The following is an 18,497-nucleotide window of genomic DNA, read 5'->3' on the forward strand; positions in this document are numbered from 1 at the left end:
TGCGTACTGCTTACGCTGGCCGCAGCCGGATCTCGCTATCGCTTTTTCATGTTCGATTTGCCGGCAGGGTCAGTCCCTCCCTTGTATAAACAGCAGGCAGGCTTTATTATCCAAGTAATTTCTTTGATATTTATCGCCATACTTGGGAGATGTTCATGCCTGTCACCAACACCGCCATTCCGGGCGCATCGCGATGAGCGCGGCCGATTCCATCTGGCTGTTCCAGGCGGTGCATGCTGCCGGCCTCAGTATCTGGCTATCAATCGCGGTCATCAATAACCTGCAAGCATTTCATGCTTCGGTCGCTGCCGTCGGCGGCACGATGGCCATGGCCCCGTTCCGCCAAGAACCGCGCATCGATATCCCGCTGCTAACGCGTGCAATCGATTCAGTTACCCTGCACCGCCTGGCCATGCTGCTGGTACTGGCCCTCCAAATCCTCGCGAGTGTGTCTGGCTGGATCGGCAGCTATGAATTGCTTGCCGCTGACGGCCTGCCTGGCGCACGTCCGTGGCTTAACTTGGCCTTATGCAGTTTTGCCGCCTTCATCTTTGCGATGCACCTGGGCGGTTTGTGGTTCGCCTATTGGATACGCCAGGGGGAACTGCAACTGACGCACATCAGTTTGCTACTCTGGGTGTTGGCAGCCTTCTTCCTGTTCAACTTCCCGTGGGCATAAGGAAAGTACAAAGCGATGCGTGAACGACTGGAAAAACTATTGGCCGAAGGCCGCGACAACGCCCTGCTCCGTTTCGGTCTCGGCAATGCCTGCCTGCAGGAAGATGATGCGGAAAGCGCAGTCATCCACCTGCAACAGGCAACGCAGCAAAACCCGGGCTACTCAGCAGCATGGAAGTTGTTGGGCGTCGCGCTACGCAAGCTGGAACGCCTCGACGAAGCGGAGCTGGCCTGGAATAGCGGCTTGAAAGTCGCGCAAGAGCAAGGTGACCTGCAGGCGGTGAAAGAAATGACTGTCTTCGTTAAACGCCTGCATAAGTTGAAGTGAAACCGGATTCAAAATTATGCAAGACACCCTGTCAATCAGTCCGGATTCTGGTATCACATTGCGTCCCTTGCAGTGGCCGCAAGATGGTGCGCGCCTGAAGGACTTTGATGCGTCGTATAGCAGCCCGGTTATCTATGAAGTGGCGCAAGATGGCATGGCATTTTCCTTGCAGCAGATTGTGCTGCCAGAGCCTTTTCTTAAATGCTATCCGATGGATGATATCGCTGAAGACGTGGCCGATGCTGATGCTTCCTGGGTGGCGGAAGATAGCGATGGCAAGTTGGCAGGCCTGGCGACGGTTGAATACCAAGAGTGGAATCACAGCCTGCTGATTAGCGGTATCTTTGTCACGCCGGCATATAAGCAAAAAGGCATAGGTCGGGCACTGCTTGGATTGATCGATGCTTTTGCCCGCAAAACCCCTGCTCGTTGCCTGCAACTGGAAACACAAAACACCAATGTGCCGGCGATTCATTTCTATCTGAAACAAGGCTTCCGCCTGTGCGGCATCAATACCGGTTTATACGATCCGGCGCAGGTGCATCCGCATGAAGCAGCCTTGTATTTCACGCGCGACCTGCAACGCGATTAAAATCCGTTTTAGTTCTATGCCAGGGACAATAGCGCCAAAGCGATGATGCCCGGAAGCGCCTGCACAAACAGTATCTTCCTGTTTGCAGTAATGGCACCAAAGATACCGGCCGCCACGACACAGCAGAGGAAGAATATCTTGATCGGGTCACCTGCCGCGCCGAGCCAGATACCCCAGATCAAACCGGCTGCGAGAAAGCCGTTGTACAGCCCCTGGTTCGCTGCCAGTACTTTGGAGTCTGCTGAAAATTCGGGCGTCAGGCCAAATGCCTTCCTGCCCTTGGGCGTGTCCCACAAAAACATTTCCAGGTACAAGATGTAGAGATGCAGGACAGCTACGAGTCCTGTTGCGATGACCGCTATCGTGTACATATTCTTGTCTCCTATGACAGTGTCAGCTAATGGGCAGGACCAAGGTCTAGCGCGTTGCAACGATGAACAAACGCGGAAACGGCAATAGCACCGTGCCGTCCTTCAAGGCCGGATAAGCATCGCGCAAGGCTTCCTCATAACGCTTAAGGTAGTCTTTTTGCTCTGCTTCATCCAAAGGTGCGAGATAAGGCCGCAGCCCGCTGCCTTTGAACCATTCGACGACATCCGCCGCCCCGCCCGGCAAGGCGTGGTAGTAGGTGGTGCGCCAGATATCGACACTCTTGCACAGCGGTCGTAATAATTCCTGATACCAGTTTGCATTATTGCGCGGTGAGCGGGATATGCCGGCCAGCTTGGCTGCCCATGCTCCCTCTGCTGCAATCTTGCGCATCAGTTGATGCGCCGGTTCGTCCAGGTTGTCCGGCGTCTGTACTGCAAGTACGCCACCTGGCAACAAATTATCGACCAGGCGCGGATACAGCGTCGCATGGTCGGGCACCCATTGCAAGGAAGCATTGGCAAAGATCAAATCAAATTTTTCCTCCGGCTGCCAATCCTGTGCGCCTATCGTTGTGAATGCTATACCGGGTAAACGCTTGCGTGCCGCATTGATCATATCGGCGGAACTATCGAGGGCGGAAACACGCGCGTCGGGAAAGCGTGCAATCAGTGCTTCAGTCGAGTTACCCGGGCCGCAACCGATATCGATCGCTGTGCCAACGCTGGCACGCGGGATTGCGTTGAGCAAATCCCTTACCGGCCTGGTCCGTTCATCTTCAAACGTGGCGTACTGCTTTGCATATTGCTGGGCCCAATTCATATAGCGCCTACCTTTCGTACAAATAAATCGGGCGAAATATGCATACACACATTTCGCCCGGGAGACTGCTTACCTGTTTATCTTTGCATCACAACGCCAAATCAGCCGCTTCACGTTTTGGTTGTGGCGCAGGAGCCGCTTGTGGCACCACCGTGCGATCAATCGCTGGCGGCGGTGTCAGTTGCAGGATCTGGCCGGTGCTCAGCCATTCCTGATAAACCTTGTCCGGCGAATCATTCAGCTTGGTACCGTAACTGGGAACGATTTGGCGGATTTTGCTTTGCCATGCCGGCGAAGCGACTTTATCCTTGAACACTTTTTTCAGTACGTCCAGCATGATAGGTGCGGCGGTCGATGCACCTGGCGAAGCACCCAGCAAGCCGGCTATGCTGCCGTCTTTTGATGCGACGACTTCGGTACCGAGTTTCAGTACACCGCCCTTGTCAGCGTCACGCTTGATGATTTGCACGCGTTGACCGGCTTGCCACAAACGCCAGTCTTCTTTCTTCGCATTCGGGAAATATTCCTGCAATGCTTTCAGGCGATCATCATCCGACAACATTAACTGACCGGCCAGGTATTCAACCAACGGGTACTCAGCCACACCGACTTTGACCATAGGCCAGACATTGTGCGTCGTCGTGCTGGTGATCAGGTCAAAGTAGGAACCTTCCTTCAGGAACTTGGTGGAGAACGTCGCGAATGGTCCAAACAGGATCACGCGCTTGCCATCCAGCACACGGGTATCCAGATGTGGCACCGACATCGGTGGCGCACCGACCGAGGCTTTACCATAGGCTTTGGCCAGGTGGCGTTCTGCAATCGCCGGGTTCTCTGTTACGAGGAAAGAGCCGCCGACCGGGAAGCCTGCATACTCATTGGCTTCCGGGATGCCGGATTTTTGCAGCAGGTGCAAGGCGCCACCACCGGCACCGATGAAGACGAACTTGGCATCGGTTTCGGTTTTAGTGCCATCCTTCAGGTTCTTGTACCCTATGCGCCATGTGCCATCCGCATTGCGTTTGATGTCTTGCACTTCGCTGGAAAGCTTGAGCGAGAAATTCGGCTTGGTTTGCAGGTTGGCGACGAATTGACGGGTGATTTCGCCAAAGTTGACGTCGGTACCGATAGGTGTCCAGGTTGCTGCGATTTTTTGGTTGGCCGGACGGCCTTCCATCATCAGCGGCACCCATTTCTTGATCTGTTCAGGATCTTCCGAATACTGCATGCCGCGGAACAAAGGGCTGGCTTGCAATGCATCGTAGCGTTTCTTCAGGTATTTGATATTTTCATCACCCCAGACAAAACTCATATGCGGCGTCGAGTTGATGAATGAGCGTGGATTTTTCAGGATGCCGTTCTTGACTTGCCAGGCCCAGAATTGGCGAGAGATCTGGAAGGCTTCATTGATTTCAATCGCTTTCACGATTTCGATCTTGCCATCCTTGGTTTCCGGTGTGTAGTTCAGTTCGGCCAGTGCCGAGTGTCCGGTACCGGCATTGTTCCAGCCATTCGAACTTTCCTTGGCGACGCCATCAAGGCGTTCAACCATTTCCATGCTCCAGCCCGGTTCAAGTTCATTGAGCCAGATGCCCAGCGTTGCACTCATGATGCCGCCGCCGATAAGCATGACATCAACTTTTTTAACCTCTGCTGCATGCAGCGGTGTGACAACGAGGGTGAAGATAAAGCCAAATATGGCGAGGTAATTTTTTTTAAACATTATCGAATCCCTTATTCTTTGCTTTTCATGTGTATGCAACGGTATTTGCTTACATGGATGGTCCACAGGACATGGTGTGAGCTGTGGAGTGCCGACTTGGTGAAGATTCAATACGGTGAAACGCGACCGCCAGTGATTGATACTGTGATCGTTTTGCCGCGGAGAAACTCATCGTGATAACGACCGCATGAATTTTACTCCTCCTTCCGTTTCCAGGCTGGATAGCTGATTTTCTTGCTTGTTTTCAGGCCTTACATTGCATTTTGACTGCTATAGTCCAGCCTGCCAGCGCCTGCCTTTCATGCAATTGCAATGTGCAGATCCCTGGTGCAAGGTAAAAGTTCAACTGAGAGCAATAAATGAAATTGAAGTTTCTGTTCCACCCCTTATTGGCCATGTCATGCCTGCTGCTGGCTACCGGTGCAGCGTCCGCCGCTCCCAGGGCCAAGCCCTTGCATCTGTATACCTTTGAAGATTGCCTGGTGGTCGGCATTAGCGATGGCGATACGCTCAAGGCACGCTGCGGCAAAACCGGTGCGTATGAAAAAATTACAGTCAGGCTGAGCGGCATCGACACACCGGAACGCAAACAGGCTTACGGCAATCGTGCGCGCAAGGCATTGAGCGACATGGCATTCCGCCGGCAAGCCGACCTGATCTGCAATGCACATGATCAATACGGGCGCCATGTCTGCAAAGTGATGGTCGCGCCTCTTTCCGCAACCGATGGACCAAAGACACTGGATACGGGACTGGCACTGCTCACAGTCGGCATGGCCTGGTGGTACAAGGCATATGCACACGAACAAAGTCCGCAAGAGCGTGGACAATATGAGTTTGCAGAATTCGAAGCGAAGTCCAAACGTGCCGGCTTGTGGGCCGATGCCAATCCGGTGCCGCCATGGGAATGGCGCCGGACTGAAAAAGCCCGCCAGCATGGTGGCTAGAAATACGTTTTAATCAAACGCGCTCAAATAAAAAGGGAATCCTGCACATACACAGGATTCCCTTTTTAGCTTGAACAACAAGCTGATTACTTATCGGTATCCGCTTCCAGCGCCGCACCGATCGCATAGAAATGTCCGCCGGCGATATAGTGCAAGCTACCCAGCTCCGGGCTGGCATCTTCAAAATGCCAGTGCCCATCCTTGAACACACGTGTATCGGACCACGCGCCCGTCACTTCGCCTATGAACAAGTCATAAGTAGTTTGATTATGTGGTTCGGGAATCAGGCGACAGGCGAGCCAGGCCGAACAGCCGGCGACGAAAGGTGCATCGTAGCCATCGATATGGAATAGTTCGACCCCGGCACGCTCCAGTTTGTCCGCTTCCTGCAGCAAGCTGCTGGTACCGACATCGTGCGTCAATTGCAACTGCGCCACGGTCGGCACCTGGATCACGAAACTAGCACTCTTCTCGACCAGCTCGCGCGTCCTGGTCGCCTTGTCGATGACGACTGTCAGCTTGGGTGGCGCGAAATCCAATGCGCAACACCATGCCGCCGCCATGACATTGTCCACACCCTGATGGGTGGCGGAGACCAGCACCGTAGGGCCGTGGTTTATCAATCTGTATGCTTTTTCCAGCGTAACCGGCGCGATATGCGTATCCATGTACTTATCCATGCTGAAACTGATGAGCACAAATGATAGCCGGGATTCGCGCCCTGCATCAGCGCTGCAGCAATACCTGCTGCGTGCGTACTGGAAATTTATTGATAGCTGGCGATACTCAATGTGTAGTCTGACTTGGCACCACGACGCGCCACCGCGCGGTTCAGATAAACGCGCACCGTGTAATTGCCGGTAAGCTTCACCTGCTGCTTCCATTGCGCCTTGTCTTCCATTTCACCGACGAACAGTGCTTCGCTGCTGTTTGGCGGCAGGATATTGAAATGGGTGGAGCTGGCCTTGGTCGCTTTCAGCGCAACCGACAGCGTCGCGCCTTCTTTGACATGCACGACATAATCTTTGGTCGACTTGTCCGGTCCTTTCAGCCGTCCGCGTATGGTAACCGGCGTTTCCCCGCGCAACTCCACGGTATGGCTGGGAATACTGGTTTGTGCCAGCACATCGAACGATGCCAACAGCGATGCGGCAAATAAGCTGCCAGCCAACAGGCCGCCGCGTAGTGATTTGTTCAAGTCGATCAACATGGGAGTTCCATCATTGCATGCTCAGGATCGAGGCATCACAGGTATGCCTCGATCCCGTTCAGAGTATGTTTATTTGAGACGGATTACACCGCAAGACAGGCGTTTGCCCGAATTGCCGGTTGGTTGCGTCGTGAAATCATCCGGATCGGCGTGCACGATCAAGCCTTTGCCGATGATGCTATTGCTGGCATTCGGATCAAGGCTGATCTGGCTGGTAGTGAGGGTCAGCACCGCAGTACCGTTGGAGTCGGGCGACAGGTTGCCGAAGTCACCGGCATGATGTTCATTGTGGCCGGGTGCGCCATGTTTTTTTCCATCCGGATTGAAGTGACCACCGGTACTCATGCCATCCGGTGCGCTGCAATCGCCTTTTTCATGGATGTGGAAACCATGCAAGCCCGGCGACAAACCGGTAATACGTGCCGCGACTTTTACCTTGTCGCCACTTTGCGAAAAGATGACGGTGCCATTGGTTGTATTGCCTTGCGTCGGCTGCATGACGGCTTCGGCGCTAGGACGGGAACCATAACCGGCACAGCCGGCGGCGATGATTGCTGCACTCAACAGGGTAAGGACTGGAAGGGTTTTCATGCGTAAGCTCCTCTTTTTAATGTGGATGATACGGACGACAAAATTACCTGCGATACACATTCCTGCTACCGGATCAGTGCTGGCGCCACCTGCGCATGGACGACAAAGCGCAAGCGGCGATCCTTCTTTGTACACGCCTAACTGCGAAATGCCAATTTTTCATGGCATTTTTTCTACACTTTCATAATGACGCCGCAGGCGGCGACAAGTTCCGCCGCCAGCGTTTTAGTATGGGTGGATGCTTCGGTTTGCGCATGCAAAGTCAACTCCAGATCCGGCACCTCGCCAAAACCGTCTGCCACGCCCAGCACATTGTGCCGCCCTGCTTCCGCCAAACGCCGTGGCAATAAGCTGATGCCCAAACCATCCTGTACCGCGGCGCTGACACTGGCCAGGCTGGTACTGACGAAACCAATGCGCCAGCGGCGTCCGATCGCATCCAGCGCATGTGTCATTTCATTGCGATACAAACCGCCAATAGGAAAAGCCACCAGCGGTACCGGATCGCGTACTGCAGCAGGACGATCAGGGCTATCGACCCAGCATAAGGGCTCCGGCCAGCTGGCGATGCCGGGTGCACTATCCTTGCGTTGCTTGACCAGCGCCAGGTCCAGCTTGCCCTGTTGAAACATCCGGTATAAATCATTACTCAGGCCACTGGTAATTTGCAGGCGTATGCCGGGATAGTTTTCTGCGAAAGCGGCAAGTACCGGCGTCAAGGCATGCGCGGCAAAATCTTCCGGCACACCGAGCTGGATCTCGCCCTGCTCTACACTCTGCGTCACTTGTGCCACCGCCTCATCCATCAATTGCAGGATGCGCCGCGCATAAGCCAGCAGGCTTTCGCCCTCCGGCGTGGTCGCCACATAACGTCCGCTGCGGTTCAGCAAATCGCAAGCGAATTGTTCTTCCAGCCGGCGGATTTGCTGGCTCACCGTGGATTGCGTCAGGTGTACGCTATCGGCGGCGCGGGTAAAACTGCCGGTGTCAGCAACGGCGACAAAGCTGCGCAAGAGGATGGGATCCAGCATCTGGTATTACTTTCGCTATGTTTGATATCGTATGGGATCGAGGAGTTTTTAATGATTTTTGCAGTGCTTAATCCACTGCATCTCATTCAAACATTTAATTTTCAAATTCACAAGAGCCTGCCTAAAATGAGCTTAATTCACCTGCCGGTCTTGTCATGTTGAAACGTTTCCTGTCACTGATTCTTCTCGCCTGCACCATGCTTGTCTTACCTGTCCACGCGACGCCCTTGCTGCAAGCCGTCGCCACCAATGATCTAGACGCCGTACAAAACATCCTCAAAGATCCGGCCAAACGCGCCTTGCTGGAAAGCCGCGACGAACTGGGTCGCACTCCCTTGCTGCTGGCGACCGACCATAACCGGATCGCGATTGCACGCGCACTGATTGCGGCCGGCGCGAATGTGAATGCCAAAGACAGTCGGCAAGACAGTCCTTACCTGCTGGCCGGTGCACAAGGCCGGCTGGAAATACTGAAAATGACGCTGGCGCATGGTGCCGACCTCGGCAGTACCAATCGTTATGGCGGTACTGCATTGATCCCGGCCGCCGAGCGCGGTTATGTTGCCGTGGTGCGCACCCTGATAGATGCCGGTGTAAAAGTCGATCACGTCAATCGCCTCGGCTGGACCGCTTTGCTGGAAGCGATCATCCTGTCGGACGGTGGTACCCGCCATCAGGAAATCGTACGCATGCTGATCGCGGCAGGTGCTGATGTAAACCTGGCGGACAAGGATGGCGTGACGCCGCTGCAGCACGCACTGCGCCGCAATTACACGGCGATGACGACAATGTTGCGCAGCGCCGGCGCACACTGAACACCCCCCGGAATTTGCCAAACAATAATCACAAAAGGAGTTAACACATGTCATCAAATCACGAAAAATTCCTGCGCGAAGCAGTCCGCCTGGCGAAAGACAACAAGGCACGCGGCGGTCGTCCTTTCGGTGCGGTACTGGCGGTCGGCGGTGAGTCCATTGCGATCGGCGTCAACAATATTGTGCATAGCAATGATCCGACCACGCATGCGGAGATGGAAGCAATACGTGTCGCCAGCCAGAAACTGGGACGCCCGAACCTGAAAGGCAGCGTGATTTATGCGAGCGGACATCCGTGCCCGATGTGCCTGGCGGCGATTCTCTTGACGGGTGTGGATGAGGTTTACTACGCATTCGATAACAATGATGCGGCACCTTACGGCTTGTCGAGCGAAGCGGTCTATCAAAAACTCGGCGTGACTTTACAGCCGCAACCCTTGCCGCTGACACGGCTAGATGTAGGTGTAACGGCAGCGCAGTTGTATGGCGGCGAAGCGTAAAAACCATCAGATCGAAGATAAAAATGCCTGAACTTGTTCAGGCATTTTTTATGTGCGTTCCCTTATAGCGATATTTTCCCGGCTGAATGTATTCCTGTTCAATTCTGTACAACAGGATTTGCATTTTTCAGCTAAGATAACACTCATATGTCAGTGTTTCTGGCAAATATAAGAGGAGAATCGCATGGGCATCTTGTCTACCCTAAAGGCATCACAATGATAGCCATCATCTTTGAAGTCATTCCACACCCGGAACTCAAGCAAAACTACCTGGATACCGCCGCCGCACTGCGCCCGCATCTGGAAAAAATGGATGGTTTCATTTCGGTCGAACGTTTCCAGAGCCTGACGAATCCGGGCAAGATCCTGTCACTATCCTACTGGCGCGATGAAGAATCGGTGCAAAACTGGCGCAACCTGGAAGTGCACAGGAAGGCACAAGCCGCCGGTCGCAATCACATATTCGAGGATTACCGTTTGCGGGTGGCGCATGTATTGCGCGATTACGGCATGAATGAGAGGGACGAAGCGCCGACTGATTCACGGCAGATACACCAGGCCTGAATTCAGGATCGTCGCGGAAGTACATCGAGCTGCAGCACAAACGCCGGACAGTGTCAGCACTACCGGCGTTCTTTATGTTCCCTGTCGAACTTCTTCTCGGCGTCGGCCAGATGGCTAATCAATATATGTGAAATGATATTCACGCCTATGCCGGCAAAGATGGCCGGCACCAGGTACAAGGCCACCGACATCTCCGACGCAAAAACACTGTCGTCCAGCAAGGATGGCGTATCCTTCGCCATGATGCGCAACAAATGCAGGAGGAAGATATTGCCGCCTGATACCGCGATCAGGAGCACTCCAAACAGCAGCACCATCTTGCGTGAAATCGAACGCTTCCACATCATGTAACTGTAAATGCCGATCGGAATCACAAAAGTGCAGACGATCAGCATGAAAAACTGAATCTCTACAAATACGGAATTATTCATTTCCAGCCCTCATTTGTACCGTTCTCCGATCAGGCGGGGCGCCGGCATCGGCATCCTTGAAGCTTCAGGCTATTTTAAGCATGCGAATGTAAAGTTATTCCTTAGCTTTTACGCGCTTTTGTAAAGTAATGAAACGCTCAGGTTTTTTATGCAAATGCGCCATATAATCAATTTCCCAAATCGCGCAGATATCACTCGCCGCAAATGACAGCAAATTCCGAAGCCAGCAATCCACCACCAGTTCGCCCTAACCGTACCCGTGCGGGCAAGACACGTCGCACCCTTATCTGGACCCTCGTCATATTAATAGTCGCCGGCCTCGGCTTTTGGTGGTGGAAAAGTCCATCTTCCGCGGACAAAGCGGCGCAAGCCGGTGGCGGCGGCCGTTTCGGCGGGATGAATATGGTGCAGCCGGTCTCGGTGCAGGAAGTGCGGCGCCAGGATATACGCGTTACCGTCAATGCCATCGGCAGCATTAACGCGGCCAATACCGCCATCGTGCATGTGCAAGTCAGCGGCGTGCTGCAACAAATCAATTTCAAGGAAGGCCAACAGGTCCAGGCCGGCCAGTTGCTCGCGCAAATCGATCCGCGCGCCTTCCAGGCAACCCTGGGCCAGGCCGAGGGTGTGCTGGCACGCGATAAGGCACAACTCGACAATGCCCGCATCGACCTCGCCCGCTACAAGGACCTGCTGTCCAAAGACGCCATCCCGAAACAGCAACTTGATACGCAGGAAGCACTGGTACGCCAGCTCGAAGGTACGGTCAAATCCGACCAGGGCACGGTAGATAGCGCAAAACTGCAATTGTCGTACACACGTGTCACCGCACCGATCGCCGGCCGCGTCGGCCTGAAACAGTCCGATCTCGGCAATGTGGTGCAGCCTTCAGACACCAACGGCATCGTCATCATCACGCAAACGCGCCCTATCGCCCTGGTATTTTCCGTGCCATCGGCCAATGTGCCGCTCATCACCAATCGCTTGCGCACGAATGAAACGGTCGCGGTTGAAGCCTGGGATCGCACCGGCAAAACCAAACTGGCGACCGGCCAGGTGGCAACTGTCGACAATGCGATTGATGTCACGACCGATACCATCAGGGTCAAGGCGCTGTTCCCGAACCTGGACGACGCACTGTTCCCGAACCAGGCCGTCAGCGTCGTGATGCAACTCAATACCCTCAAGGATGTGCTGGCAGTGCCACAAGCGGCGGTATTGCGCGGCTCGCAAGGGTTTTACGTATATGTAGTGAATGCCGACAGTACGGTGAGTACGCGTGTCGTCAAACCAGGCGCCATCGATAGTGGCTGGATGGCGGTCGACGCCAAACTGGAACCGGGTGAGAAAGTCGTGATCGATGGTACCGACCGCTTGCGCGAAGGCGGCAAGGTCGAAGTCATTGCGGCCGATCCGAAGCAGCGTGCAGGTGCCAGCGCGCCGCCGCCAGACAGCAAGCGTCGCAACATCCCGCCCGAAATGGCCGAGAAACTGAAGAATATGAGCCCGGAAGAACGCCGTGCCTGGTTCCAGCAAAACGGTGGTAGCAAGAAGCAAGACCAGGGCAAGCAGGACAAGCCAGCCGCTCCGTCTAACTGAAGTAGTTCCAAGAAACCTGCACCATGAATCCATCACGCATCTTTATCGAGCGTCCGGTTGCCACTTCGCTCTTGATGCTCGCGATCCTGCTGGCAGGCCTGCTGGCGTATCGACTGCTGCCGCTATCCGCCTTGCCGGAAGTTGATTACCCGACCATCCAGGTCACCACCCTGTATCCGGGTGCCAGCCCGGACGTCATTTCGACCACGGTCACCGCACCATTGGAACGCCAGTTCGGCCAGATGCCGGGTCTGAACCAAATGACCTCGACCAGCTCCGGCGGTGCTTCGGTAATTACACTGCGCTTCTCGCTGGGCTTGTCGCTGGACGTGGCCGAGCAGGAAGTACAGGCTGCAATCAATGCCGGCAGCAATTTGCTACCCAGCGATTTGCCGATGCCGCCGATTTACAGCAAGGTCAATCCGGCTGATGCGCCGGTGCTGACGATAGCAATCACCTCGCCTACGCTACCCATTATTAAAGTGCATGACCTGGTGGAAAACCGCCTTGCGCCCAAGCTGTCGCAAGTCGACGGCGTCGGCCTCGTCAGCATCGCCGGTGGCCAGCGCCCTGCGGTGCGCATACAGGGCAATCCGCAAGCCCTGGCTTCGCTCGGTTTGTCGCTGGACGATATCCGTACCGCCATCGTGGCGGCCAACGTCAACCAGGCCAAGGGTAGCTTCGACGGTGCGCAACGCGCGTCAACCATTGATGCAAATGACCAGCTGAAGTCGGCTGCCGAGTATCAAAACCTGATCATCGCGTGGAAAAACGGCAATCCCCTGCGCCTGAGTGATGTCGCGCAAATCGTCGACGACGCGGAAAACCTGCGCCTTGCCGCATGGGTGGATCGCACGCCCGGCGTGATTTTGAATGTACAGCGCCAGCCGGGCGCGAACGTGATCCAGACCGTGGATCGTGTCAAAGCCTTGCTACCCAAGCTGCAGGCATCGTTGCCGGGCTCGGTGGACGTGCAAGTGATCGCGGACCGTACGACCACCATCCGGGCCTCAGTCAACGATACGCAATTTGAATTGCTGCTGGCGATTGCGCTGGTGGTGATGGTGATCTTCCTGTTCCTGCGCAGCGCTTCCGCCACCATCATCCCGAGCGTGGCCGTACCTTTATCGCTGGTCGGCACCTTCGGCGTGATTTACCTGGCCGGTTTTTCCATCAATAACCTGACGCTGATGGCGCTAACTATCTCGACCGGTTTCGTGGTCGATGATGCGATTGTCATGATTGAAAATATTGCGCGTTTCGTCGAAGAAGGCGACTCACCGATGGAAGCGGCGCTCAAGGGTTCCAAGCAAATCGGTTTCACCATCATTTCGCTGACTGTATCGCTGATCGCAGTCCTGATCCCCTTGCTGTTCATGGGTGATGTGGTCGGTCGCCTGTTCCATGAATTCGCTATCACGATGGCCGTCGCGATCCTGATTTCAGCATTCGTGTCACTCACGCTGACGCCTATGATGAGCGCGCGCCTGCTGCGTCCTGAACATGAAAACAAACCAACCCGCATCGGCAAATGGAGTGAAGAACAATTCAATCGCATGGTTGCCGCTTACGGTCGTGCACTGGTGTGGGTGCTGGACAGGCCGCGTGCGACTTTGGGCGTATTCGGCCTGACACTGGCGCTGACCGCATTCCTGTACGTGTTGATTCCGAAAGGCTTTTTCCCGGTGCAGGATACCGGCCTGATCCAGGTCATTACCGAAGCCACGCAAACCAGTTCCTTTGAAGCGATGTCGCGTCGCCAGCAGGCACTGGCCGATATCATCCTGCAGGATAAGGATGTCGACCATCTCGCCTCTTTCATCGGTGTCGATGGTGCGAACCCGACCCTGAGTACCGGGCGCATGCAGATTACACTCAAGCCGTTTTCCGAGCGCGATGCCTCCGCCAGTGACATCATCCGGCGCCTGAATGAATCGACCTCGCGCCTGCCCGGCATTACTGCCTATATGCAACCGGTACAGGATTTGACGATTGAAGACCGTGTCTCCAAGACCCAGTATCAATTCCTGCTCAGTTCGCCTGATTCCAACGACCTCGCCAAGTCCAATGAGTTATTGCTGGCACGCCTGAAGGAAATCCCCGAGTTGGTCGATGTCGCCAGCGATTTGCAAAACCAGGGCTTGCAAACTTACGTCCAGATAGATCGCGAAGCGGCCGGTCGCCTCGGCGTAACGGTCGCGGCAATCGACACCGCCTTGTATAACGCCTTCGGCCAACGTTTGATTTCGACTATCTATACACAATCGAGCCAGTATCGCGTCGTGCTGGAAGCGGAAGCCGGACGCCGCCGTGGCCCGGTGTCGCTGGAAGGTTTATATGTACCGGTGACGAACAACAACAATAACGCCTTGAATGGTGCCGGCGGCACCAGCGCCACCGTCGTCTTCAACGCGACCGGGCAAGTACCACTGCCATCGGTCGCGCAAATCATAGAGCGCCCTACTGCGTTGGCGATCAACCATGTGGCGCAATTCCCGTCCGCCACCATTTCATTCAACCTGGCACCGGGTGCTTCGCTCGGCAAGGCGGTCGATGCAATCAAGGCGGAAGAAGCCAAGCTGAACTTGCCGCCTAGCGTGGAAACCAGCTTCCAGGGTGCGGCCGAAGCCTTCCGCGCCTCGCTCAGCAGTACGCTGCTGCTGATCCTGGCGGCAGTCGTCACCATGTATATCGTGCTGGGTGTGCTGTATGAAAGCTATATCCATCCGGTCACCATCCTGTCCACCCTGCCTTCTGCCGGGCTCGGTGCCTTGCTCGCCTTGCTGCTGGCCGGGCAAGACCTCGGTATCGTCGGCATTATCGGTATCGTGCTGCTGATCGGTATCGTGAAGAAGAACGCGATCATGATGATCGACTTTGCACTGTATGCGGAGCGCGAAGAACACCTGGCGCCGCGGGAAGCAATCTATAAGGCTTGCCTGCTGCGTTTCCGCCCTATCCTGATGACCACCATGGCGGCCTTGCTCGGTGCCTTGCCTCTGATGCTGGGTACCGGTGCCGGCCATGAATTGCGTCATCCGCTCGGCGTCACCATGGTGGGCGGCCTGATCGTCAGCCAATTGCTGACACTGTTCACGACCCCGGTGATTTACCTCGGCTTTGCCAAACAGGCACAGCGCCTGAAAGACTGGCAGGACAGGCGTGCTGCGGAACGGGCTGCCAACGGTAGCGCAACGTGAACATCTCGGCACCATTTATAGCCCGACCGGTCGCGACCACGCTGATCACGATCGGTATCGCACTGGCCGGCGTGCTGGGCTTCAACCTGTTGCCGATAGCACCGTTGCCGCAGGTCGACTTCCCGACCATTTCAGTCAGCGCTTCCCTGCCCGGCGCCAGCCCGGATACGATGGCGGCCACCGTCGCCACGCCACTGGAACGTGCGCTCGGTGCCATTGCAGGTGTCAATGAAATCACTTCGCGCTCGTCACTGGGTTCGACCAATGTCGTATTGCAATTCGACCTGAGCCGCGACATCGATGGCGCAGCGCGTGATGTGCAAGCCGCCATCAATGCGGCGCGCACGCTGCTACCGACCGGTATGCCGAGCAATCCGACTTACCGCAAGGTCAATCCGGCCGCCGCGCCTATCATGATCATTTCGCTGACCTCGGATACGCTGACCCGTGGCCAGATGTATGACGCCGCTTCCACCATATTGGCGCAGCGTTTGTCGCAGGTAGAAGGTGTCGGCCAGGTGAATGTCGGTGGCGGTGCGCTGCCTGCGGTGCGCGTCGCGCTGAATCCCGACAAGCTGGCCGCGCTCGGTATCTCGCTCGACAATGTGCGCACCGCCATCACGAATACCAATGCGAACCGCCCCAAAGGCTCGGTTGAACTGGACGACCAATACTGGCAAATAGGTGCGAATGACCAGGCGCGTACCGCAGCGGAGTATGCGCCCGTTGTGCTGAGCTATCGCGATGGGGCATCGGTGCGCCTGCGCGATGTCGCCGACGTAGTCGACTCGGTACAGGATGTGCGCAATTACGGCCTCGCCAATGGCAAGCCGGCCATCGTCATGTTCCTGCTGAAGGAACCGGGCGCCAACATCATCGAAACCGTGCAAAACGTACGTGACATCCTGCCGCGACTGCAGGCGTCTATCCCGCAAGCGATCCAGATGAATGTCATTACCGACCGCACGCCGACCATCAAGGCATCACTGCGCGAAGTCGAACGTTCAATGGGCATCGCGGTCGGCCTGGTGATCCTGGTGGTGCTGCTATTCCTGCGCAACTGGCGCGCCACATTGATCCCGGCGGTTGCGGTACCGGTTTCGCTGGCCGGTACCTTCGGCGTCATGTATCTATGTGGTTATAGTCTGGATAACCTATCCGCTATGGCACTGACGGTGGCAACCGGCTTTGTGGTCGATGATGCGATCGTGGTGCTGGAAAACATCACGCGATATATAGAACAAGGTTTGACGCCACGCGAAGCGGCGCTCAAGGGTGCGCGTGAAATCGGCTTCACCGTGGTCTCGATCAGCCTGTCCCTGATTGCCGTTTTCATTCCCTTGCTGATGATGGGTGGCGTAGTCGGACGCCTGTTCCGTGAGTTTGCGGTGGTATTGACGGCAGCGATCCTGGTCTCCATGGTGGTATCCCTCACCACCACACCGATGATGGCCGCCACCCTGCTCAAGCAAAATACCGAAAAGCGCAAGCCGGGCCGCATCACGCAATGGTTCAATCGTTTTAATCGCGCCGTCCTGCGCGGCTATCGCCAGTCACTGATCTGGACCCTGCGTCACCAGCCGCTGGCCATCATCGCCTTGCTGGCGGTCGTGGCGCTGAATGTCCACCTGTATATCGCGATTCCGAAGACCTTCTTCCCGCAACAGGATACCGGCGTGCTGATAGGCGGCGTGCAAGCGGACCAGGGTAGCTCTTTCCAGATGATGCAAAAACGGCTGGATACATTTTCCGACATCATCCGTGCCGATCCGGCAGTCGCCAATGTCAGCGGTAATACCGGCGGCGGCCAGAGCAACTCTGCGATGTTTTACATCACGCTCAAACCGCTGGCCGAGCGCAAAGTATCAGCCGATGTCGTCATTGCCCGCCTGCGTAAACAACTGTCGCATGAGCCGGGTGCCAACCTTTTCATGGTGCCGGTACAGGACATCCGCATCGGCGGCCGCCAGTCGAATGCGCAATATCAGTACACGCTACAGGCCGATACCATTGAGGATTTGCGTACCTGGGATCCACTGATACGTAATGCGCTGGCGCAAATCCCCGAGCTGACGGACGTTAACTCCGACCAGCAGGACAAGGGCATGCAAACTTCGCTGATCATTGATCGCGATGCCGCCGCCCGCCTCGGCATCAGTGTCAGTACCATAGACAACACGCTCAATAATGCCTTCGGCCAGCGCCAGGTCGGCGTCATCTATAACCCGCTCAATCAATACCGGGTGGTGATGGAACTGGCATCCGAATTTCTGCAAGGACCGGAAACCCTGAAGCGCCTGTATGTGACCAGCAATAGCGGCGCGCAAGTCCCCCTGTCTGCCTTCACGCGGATAGAAACCACGAATACGCCATTGGCGGTGAGTCACCAGAGCGGCACTCCGGCTTCGACTATCAGCTTCAATTTGCCTTTGGGGGTATCGCTGTCCGATGCTACGGTCGCCATCAATAATGCGATCGGCAAGCTCGGTGTTCCGGTTTCGGTACGCGGTGGCTTCCAGGGTACGGCGAATGCCTTCCAGGAATCGCTGTCTTCGCAACCGCTATTGATAGGCGCGGCCATTATCGTAATTTACCTGGTGCTGGGCATCTTGTATGAAAGCCTGATCCATCCGATCACCATCCTCTCGACCCTGCCTTCGGCCGGCGTCGGCGCGCTGCTGGCATTGAAAATGTTCAATACCGAGTTTTCCATCATTGCGCTGATCGGCGTGATCCTGCTGATCGGTATCGTCAAAAAGAACGCGATCATGATGATCGACTTTGCGATTACGCGGCAGCGCCATGGCGTGGTGCGTGCAGGTCCGGCCATCTATCGCGCCGCACTGCTGCGGGTACGGCCTATCCTGATGACGACCTTTGCCGCAATCTTCGGTGCCTTGCCGCTGGCACTGGGCAGCGGCGATGGCGCGGAATTACGCCAGCCACTGGGGATCGCCATCGTTGGCGGCCTGATCCTGAGCCAATTGCTGACGCTTTACACGACACCTGTCGTCTTTGTATTGATGGACAAGTTGCGCCGCGATAAGCATAAGCACAGCCCGGCTCCACAACTGGCTACAGCCTGAGTTTTAAAGGA

The 18,497-nt window shown here is 55.8% G+C and carries 18 protein-coding genes; 10 read left to right on the plus strand and 8 right to left on the minus strand.

The genetic code is table 11. From position 1 onward, the window contains the following. Positions 1–193: 193 nt before the first annotated feature. The 3 genes from ACFQPC_RS05285 to ACFQPC_RS05295 are packed head-to-tail and all read left to right on the plus strand — an operon-like array spanning position 194 to position 1,598. On the plus strand, positions 194–679 hold the full coding sequence (locus ACFQPC_RS05285) for a DUF2165 family protein (RefSeq protein WP_382270569.1): 486 nt from the start codon (positions 194–196) through the stop codon (positions 677–679). A gap of 15 nt (positions 680–694) precedes the next feature. After that, on the plus strand, positions 695–1,006 hold the full coding sequence (locus ACFQPC_RS05290; protein ID WP_382270571.1) for a tetratricopeptide repeat protein: 312 nt from the start codon (positions 695–697) through the stop codon (positions 1,004–1,006). Between the two features lie 16 nt (positions 1,007–1,022). Beyond that, on the plus strand, positions 1,023–1,598 hold the full coding sequence (locus ACFQPC_RS05295) for a GNAT family N-acetyltransferase (protein WP_382270573.1): 576 nt from the start codon (positions 1,023–1,025) through the stop codon (positions 1,596–1,598). A gap of 14 nt (positions 1,599–1,612) precedes the next feature. Here the strand turns inward: ACFQPC_RS05295 and ACFQPC_RS05300 are convergent, their stop codons facing one another. From ACFQPC_RS05300 to mqo, 3 genes are all read right to left on the minus strand, one after another. Next, positions 1,613–1,969, minus strand: a complete 357-nt coding sequence (locus ACFQPC_RS05300) for a DUF1304 domain-containing protein (RefSeq protein WP_382270575.1) — start codon at positions 1,967–1,969, stop codon at positions 1,613–1,615. A gap of 46 nt (positions 1,970–2,015) precedes the next feature. Continuing rightward, a complete protein-coding gene (gene tam / locus ACFQPC_RS05305; protein WP_382270576.1) occupies positions 2,016–2,789 on the minus strand; it encodes a trans-aconitate 2-methyltransferase in 774 nt (257 codons plus the stop codon). A gap of 88 nt (positions 2,790–2,877) precedes the next feature. Beyond that, positions 2,878–4,512 carry a malate dehydrogenase (quinone) gene (gene mqo, locus ACFQPC_RS05310; RefSeq protein WP_382270577.1) on the minus strand — a complete coding sequence of 545 codons (1,635 nt, stop codon included), beginning with the start codon at positions 4,510–4,512 and terminating at the stop codon, positions 2,878–2,880. 359 nt (positions 4,513–4,871) lie between these two features. Between mqo and ACFQPC_RS05315 the strand changes: the two genes are divergently transcribed. Next, entirely contained in the window at positions 4,872–5,459 is a 588-nt protein-coding gene (locus ACFQPC_RS05315; protein WP_382270579.1) for a thermonuclease family protein, read from the plus strand. An 86-nt stretch (positions 5,460–5,545) separates the two neighbouring features. Here ACFQPC_RS05315 and ACFQPC_RS05320 read toward each other — a convergent pair whose 3' ends face one another. The 4 genes from ACFQPC_RS05320 to ACFQPC_RS05335 form a co-directional block, all read right to left on the minus strand. After that, complete coding sequence (locus ACFQPC_RS05320) at positions 5,546–6,127, minus strand: flavin reductase family protein (protein WP_382270581.1); 582 nt, start codon at positions 6,125–6,127, stop codon at positions 5,546–5,548. A 98-nt stretch (positions 6,128–6,225) separates the two neighbouring features. Continuing rightward, positions 6,226–6,669: a hypothetical protein gene (locus ACFQPC_RS05325; protein WP_382270582.1), complete on the minus strand. Its 444-nt coding sequence runs from the start codon at positions 6,667–6,669 to the stop codon at positions 6,226–6,228. Between the two features lie 69 nt (positions 6,670–6,738). Next, positions 6,739–7,260, minus strand: a complete 522-nt coding sequence (locus ACFQPC_RS05330; RefSeq protein ID WP_382270584.1) for a superoxide dismutase family protein — start codon at positions 7,258–7,260, stop codon at positions 6,739–6,741. Between the two features lie 173 nt (positions 7,261–7,433). Then, positions 7,434–8,291, minus strand: a complete 858-nt coding sequence (locus tag ACFQPC_RS05335; RefSeq protein WP_382270585.1) for a LysR family transcriptional regulator — start codon at positions 8,289–8,291, stop codon at positions 7,434–7,436. A 155-nt stretch (positions 8,292–8,446) separates the two neighbouring features. Between ACFQPC_RS05335 and ACFQPC_RS05340 the strand changes: the two genes are divergently transcribed. From ACFQPC_RS05340 to ACFQPC_RS05350, 3 genes are all read left to right on the plus strand, one after another. Further along, on the plus strand, positions 8,447–9,106 hold the full coding sequence (locus tag ACFQPC_RS05340) for an ankyrin repeat domain-containing protein (protein ID WP_382270587.1): 660 nt from the start codon (positions 8,447–8,449) through the stop codon (positions 9,104–9,106). Between the two features lie 47 nt (positions 9,107–9,153). Next, positions 9,154–9,606 carry a nucleoside deaminase gene (locus ACFQPC_RS05345; RefSeq protein ID WP_382270588.1) on the plus strand — a complete coding sequence of 151 codons (453 nt, stop codon included), beginning with the start codon at positions 9,154–9,156 and terminating at the stop codon, positions 9,604–9,606. A 216-nt stretch (positions 9,607–9,822) separates the two neighbouring features. Beyond that, positions 9,823–10,170: an antibiotic biosynthesis monooxygenase family protein gene (locus tag ACFQPC_RS05350; RefSeq protein ID WP_382270590.1), complete on the plus strand. Its 348-nt coding sequence runs from the start codon at positions 9,823–9,825 to the stop codon at positions 10,168–10,170. Between the two features lie 59 nt (positions 10,171–10,229). Here the strand turns inward: ACFQPC_RS05350 and ACFQPC_RS05355 are convergent, their stop codons facing one another. Further along, positions 10,230–10,601: a hypothetical protein gene (locus ACFQPC_RS05355; RefSeq protein ID WP_382270592.1), complete on the minus strand. Its 372-nt coding sequence runs from the start codon at positions 10,599–10,601 to the stop codon at positions 10,230–10,232. Positions 10,602–10,805: 204 nt separating this feature from the next. Here ACFQPC_RS05355 and ACFQPC_RS05360 point away from each other — a divergent pair, with 204 nt between their 5' ends. Genes ACFQPC_RS05360 through ACFQPC_RS05370 form a run of 3 tightly spaced genes read left to right on the plus strand, consistent with a single transcriptional unit; the run spans position 10,806 to position 18,486 of the window. Then, positions 10,806–12,200 carry an MdtA/MuxA family multidrug efflux RND transporter periplasmic adaptor subunit gene (locus ACFQPC_RS05360; protein WP_382270593.1) on the plus strand — a complete coding sequence of 465 codons (1,395 nt, stop codon included), beginning with the start codon at positions 10,806–10,808 and terminating at the stop codon, positions 12,198–12,200. A gap of 23 nt (positions 12,201–12,223) precedes the next feature. Continuing rightward, positions 12,224–15,400, plus strand: a complete 3,177-nt coding sequence (locus ACFQPC_RS05365) for an MdtB/MuxB family multidrug efflux RND transporter permease subunit (RefSeq protein ID WP_382270595.1) — start codon at positions 12,224–12,226, stop codon at positions 15,398–15,400. Continuing rightward, on the plus strand, positions 15,397–18,486 hold the full coding sequence (locus ACFQPC_RS05370) for a multidrug efflux RND transporter permease subunit (protein WP_382270596.1): 3,090 nt from the start codon (positions 15,397–15,399) through the stop codon (positions 18,484–18,486). Before ACFQPC_RS05365 ends, ACFQPC_RS05370 begins: the two co-directional genes overlap by 4 nt. The last annotated feature ends 11 nt before the right edge of the window (positions 18,487–18,497 follow it).

The sequence above is a fragment of the Herminiimonas glaciei genome (assembly GCF_042664955.1).
GTDB lineage: Bacteria > Pseudomonadota > Gammaproteobacteria > Burkholderiales > Burkholderiaceae_D > Oxalicibacterium > Oxalicibacterium glaciei.

What these genes read in the sequence shown, in the direction of transcription:
- ACFQPC_RS05285 (WP_382270569.1), top strand. Translation starts at nt 194, where the DNA reads ATGAGCGCGGCCGATTCCATCTGGCTGTTCCAGGCGGTGCATGCTGCC.
- ACFQPC_RS05290 (WP_382270571.1), top strand. Translation starts at nt 695, where the DNA reads ATGCGTGAACGACTGGAAAAACTATTGGCCGAAGGCCGCGACAACGCC.
- ACFQPC_RS05295 (WP_382270573.1), top strand. Translation starts at nt 1,023, where the DNA reads ATGCAAGACACCCTGTCAATCAGTCCGGATTCTGGTATCACATTGCGT.
- ACFQPC_RS05300 (WP_382270575.1), bottom strand. Translation starts at nt 1,969, where the DNA reads ATGTACACGATAGCGGTCATCGCAACAGGACTCGTAGCTGTCCTGCAT.
- tam (WP_382270576.1), bottom strand. Translation starts at nt 2,789, where the DNA reads ATGAATTGGGCCCAGCAATATGCAAAGCAGTACGCCACGTTTGAAGAT.
- mqo (WP_382270577.1), bottom strand. Translation starts at nt 4,512, where the DNA reads ATGTTTAAAAAAAATTACCTCGCCATATTTGGCTTTATCTTCACCCTC.
- ACFQPC_RS05315 (WP_382270579.1), top strand. Translation starts at nt 4,872, where the DNA reads ATGAAATTGAAGTTTCTGTTCCACCCCTTATTGGCCATGTCATGCCTG.
- ACFQPC_RS05320 (WP_382270581.1), bottom strand. Translation starts at nt 6,127, where the DNA reads ATGGATACGCATATCGCGCCGGTTACGCTGGAAAAAGCATACAGATTG.
- ACFQPC_RS05325 (WP_382270582.1), bottom strand. Translation starts at nt 6,669, where the DNA reads ATGTTGATCGACTTGAACAAATCACTACGCGGCGGCCTGTTGGCTGGC.
- ACFQPC_RS05330 (WP_382270584.1), bottom strand. Translation starts at nt 7,260, where the DNA reads ATGAAAACCCTTCCAGTCCTTACCCTGTTGAGTGCAGCAATCATCGCC.
- ACFQPC_RS05335 (WP_382270585.1), bottom strand. Translation starts at nt 8,291, where the DNA reads ATGCTGGATCCCATCCTCTTGCGCAGCTTTGTCGCCGTTGCTGACACC.
- ACFQPC_RS05340 (WP_382270587.1), top strand. Translation starts at nt 8,447, where the DNA reads ATGTTGAAACGTTTCCTGTCACTGATTCTTCTCGCCTGCACCATGCTT.
- ACFQPC_RS05345 (WP_382270588.1), top strand. Translation starts at nt 9,154, where the DNA reads ATGTCATCAAATCACGAAAAATTCCTGCGCGAAGCAGTCCGCCTGGCG.
- ACFQPC_RS05350 (WP_382270590.1), top strand. Translation starts at nt 9,823, where the DNA reads ATGATAGCCATCATCTTTGAAGTCATTCCACACCCGGAACTCAAGCAA.
- ACFQPC_RS05355 (WP_382270592.1), bottom strand. Translation starts at nt 10,601, where the DNA reads ATGAATAATTCCGTATTTGTAGAGATTCAGTTTTTCATGCTGATCGTC.
- ACFQPC_RS05360 (WP_382270593.1), top strand. Translation starts at nt 10,806, where the DNA reads ATGACAGCAAATTCCGAAGCCAGCAATCCACCACCAGTTCGCCCTAAC.
- ACFQPC_RS05365 (WP_382270595.1), top strand. Translation starts at nt 12,224, where the DNA reads ATGAATCCATCACGCATCTTTATCGAGCGTCCGGTTGCCACTTCGCTC.